A 2716-nucleotide genomic window follows, 5' to 3' on the forward strand; every position below is an offset into this window, starting at 1 on the left:
ATGTCCTTCATCATCTGTATACTCTATATCTGTTGGATCTTGTGTTTCTAATAAATAATCTTCTGCTAAATCAGCTTGCTCAGCCCATGATGCTTGAGCTTCACCATTTTCTACCATTCCATACTCACCAGATTCCGATCTAGTGATTTTATCAGTACCTCCATCTTTATGAGCACCATTCCATTCAGCTTCAACTATTTTTTCATCTTCTACTTTGAGAGTAACAACATATTTCCAGCCACTATCTCCAAAGCCATCTTCTTGAGCAAAATAAGTTCCATCTTCATAATTTCCTGCTTCAAAAGAAGATTCTTCTGTTTTATTTTCTGTATCTGTTGATGCTGGCTCTTTTTCATCTGCACCACAACCTACTAGTACACTTGCTGATACAAATAATGCAAGACCCAATGATAAAAATCTCTTCATTGTCATTGATAGTTCCCCCTTATTTTTTATTGGTTCACATATGATTATAAGTTAACGATAATATTTTGTCAATAGTTAGTTATTATTTAATAAACTTCGTAATAGTTCTTGTTTTATTATGATTTGATAACAATATTCTTGATTTTTATGTTCATTGAAGACATCGTGTTTTATTGATATTATTATAATTAGTTAAAATATTTAGGAGATGATGAAATGAAGAAAATTGTATTAGCTGGTGGTTGCTTTTGGGGTATAGAAGAATATATGATAAGAATCGAAGGAGTTTTAAATACTAAAGTTGGTTATGCTAATGGTACAACAAAAAATCCATCTTATGAAGAAGTATGCACAGGATTAACCGGACATTGTGAAGCTTGTTATATTGAATTTGATGAAAAAATTATCTCACTACCAAAATTACTAGATAAATTTTGGTCTATCATTAATCCTATCTTAGAAAACAGGCAAGGTGGAGATATAGGTACTCAATATAGAACTGGTATTTATTATATAGATGAAAATGATAAAGACACTATACTATTATCCAAAGAAAAAGAACAAACAAAATATGATTCTCAAATTGTTACTGAAATAGAACCTCTGAAAGTATTTTATGATGCTGAAGAATATCATCAAAGGTATTTAAAGAAAAATCCTAATGGATATTGTCATATTGATTTAAGCAAATAGAACGTAGAAATTTCTACGTTCTATTTTTACAATTATCTTATTTAGCCCCCTTTGTCTCTACTTCTGGATTTATCTTTTTCCCTGCTTTCATAATCTCCATACTATATATATGGAATCATCAAATCCAGTATCACATCTCTATTAAATATATTTATAGCTTTTCTTGATTATAAAGTATATAAGTGAACATACATTAGTATACATAAGCATACGCTACTTATGTTCGTTTCCTTAACATATATGAATTCTTATTATAACTTGTTGTACTTTTTAATACTTTACACTATTCTTAAAAAGGAGTAGAATATACGTTAGGCTTTTAAACATACAGTGAAATTCAATATCAAAAACACTACAAAGGAGTGAATAAAATGAATACATTCATCAGTTTAGGTCTAGCCATTCTAATAGCAATAATTTTAGGTAAAACAATAAATAAATTAAAAATCCCTGCTATAACTGGTTATATAATAACTGGTTTATTAGTTGGAATTTCTGGACTAAATATTATAAATAATAACTTAATTAATGAATTAGGTTTTCTAAGTGACTTTGCCCTAGGTATTATTGCCTTTAATATTGGTAGTGAGTTGAAGATAGATGTAATAAAGACTTTAGGAAAATCTATATTTATAATTGCCATCTGTGAAGCTTTAGGTGCATTTATTTTGGTAACAGGCATAATGCTAATTTTAAAACAAGGCATAGGAATCTCTCTTATACTAGGAGCTATTGCTTCTGCTACTGCTCCAGCTTCAACTGTAATGGTTCTTAAAGAAAATAATGCTAAGGGTCCTTTAACTAGTACTCTATTAGGAGTAGTAGCAATAGATGATGCAATAGCTTTAATGATATATTCTGTCTCAGCAGCCATTGCAAAAGTATTTATAAAACATGAAGTTGTTACAATTTATAAAGTTCTTATACATCCTATAAGTGAAATAATAATATCAGTAATTATAGGTTCTTTATTAGGTATATTACTTTCTTATTTAATTAGTAAATCTAAAAATAATTCAGAACTTCTATCCTTTATTATTGGTGCTATTATTTTATTAATGGGGATTGCGACTAGGTTTAATTTATCTCCTTTACTTGCTTCAATGAGTTTAGGTGTTATGATTGCAAATACTACTTCACAACATAGAAGAATATTTTCAATGTTAGAAAATTTTTCTCCACCTATTATTACAACTTTTTTTATACTAGCAGGATCAAGACTTGATATTGCATTAATTCCTAAAATCGGTTTAATAGGATTAGCTTATTTATTATTCCGTATATTAGGAAAATTATCTGGTGCAACTTTAGGAGGATATATCTCTAACGCTCCTACCCCTGTAAAAAAATATATTGGTTTAGGCTTATTATCTCAAGTTGGAGTTGCAGTAGGACTTGCTATTACTGTGAATAAAGAATTTACAGGAACTGACCTAGGCAATTTAGTTATTACTATTCTCTTAGGAACAACTATTATAACTGAAATAATTGGTCCTATCGCCACTAGAAGTGCTATAATAAAATCTAAAGAAGGAAATTAAGACCAGCTAGTAAAAGTCAATAGAAAAAATTAAAAAACATGAAAAAACTATGAATA

Annotated in this window: 3 protein-coding genes; 2 read left to right on the forward strand and 1 reads right to left on the reverse strand. The window is 28.9% G+C overall.

The genetic code is table 11. The annotated features are described in order from the left end of the window. Positions 1-432 (reverse strand): FMN-binding protein (locus tag GOQ29_RS14335; protein ID WP_203373356.1); only part of this gene is annotated, 432 nt, incomplete at its 3' end. 210 nt (positions 433-642) lie between these two features. Here GOQ29_RS14335 and msrA point away from each other — a divergent pair. Next, the gene (gene msrA, locus GOQ29_RS14340) at positions 643-1119 is read left to right on the forward strand and encodes a peptide-methionine (S)-S-oxide reductase MsrA (RefSeq protein WP_203373357.1); all 477 of its coding nucleotides are present in this window, start codon (positions 643-645) and stop codon (positions 1117-1119) included. A gap of 371 nt (positions 1120-1490) precedes the next feature. Beyond that, positions 1491-2660: a cation:proton antiporter gene (locus GOQ29_RS14345; protein WP_203373358.1), complete on the forward strand. Its 1170-nt coding sequence runs from the start codon at positions 1491-1493 to the stop codon at positions 2658-2660. The last annotated feature ends 56 nt before the right edge of the window (positions 2661-2716 follow it).

Origin of the sequence: Anaeromonas gelatinilytica (assembly GCF_016820635.1) — a bacterium.
Classification (GTDB): domain Bacteria; phylum Bacillota; class Clostridia; order Tissierellales; family SIT17; genus Anaeromonas; species Anaeromonas gelatinilytica.

What these genes read in the sequence shown, in the direction of transcription:
- GOQ29_RS14345 (WP_203373358.1), top strand. Translation starts at nt 1,491, where the DNA reads ATGAATACATTCATCAGTTTAGGTCTAGCCATTCTAATAGCAATAATT.
- msrA (WP_203373357.1), top strand. Translation starts at nt 643, where the DNA reads ATGAAGAAAATTGTATTAGCTGGTGGTTGCTTTTGGGGTATAGAAGAA.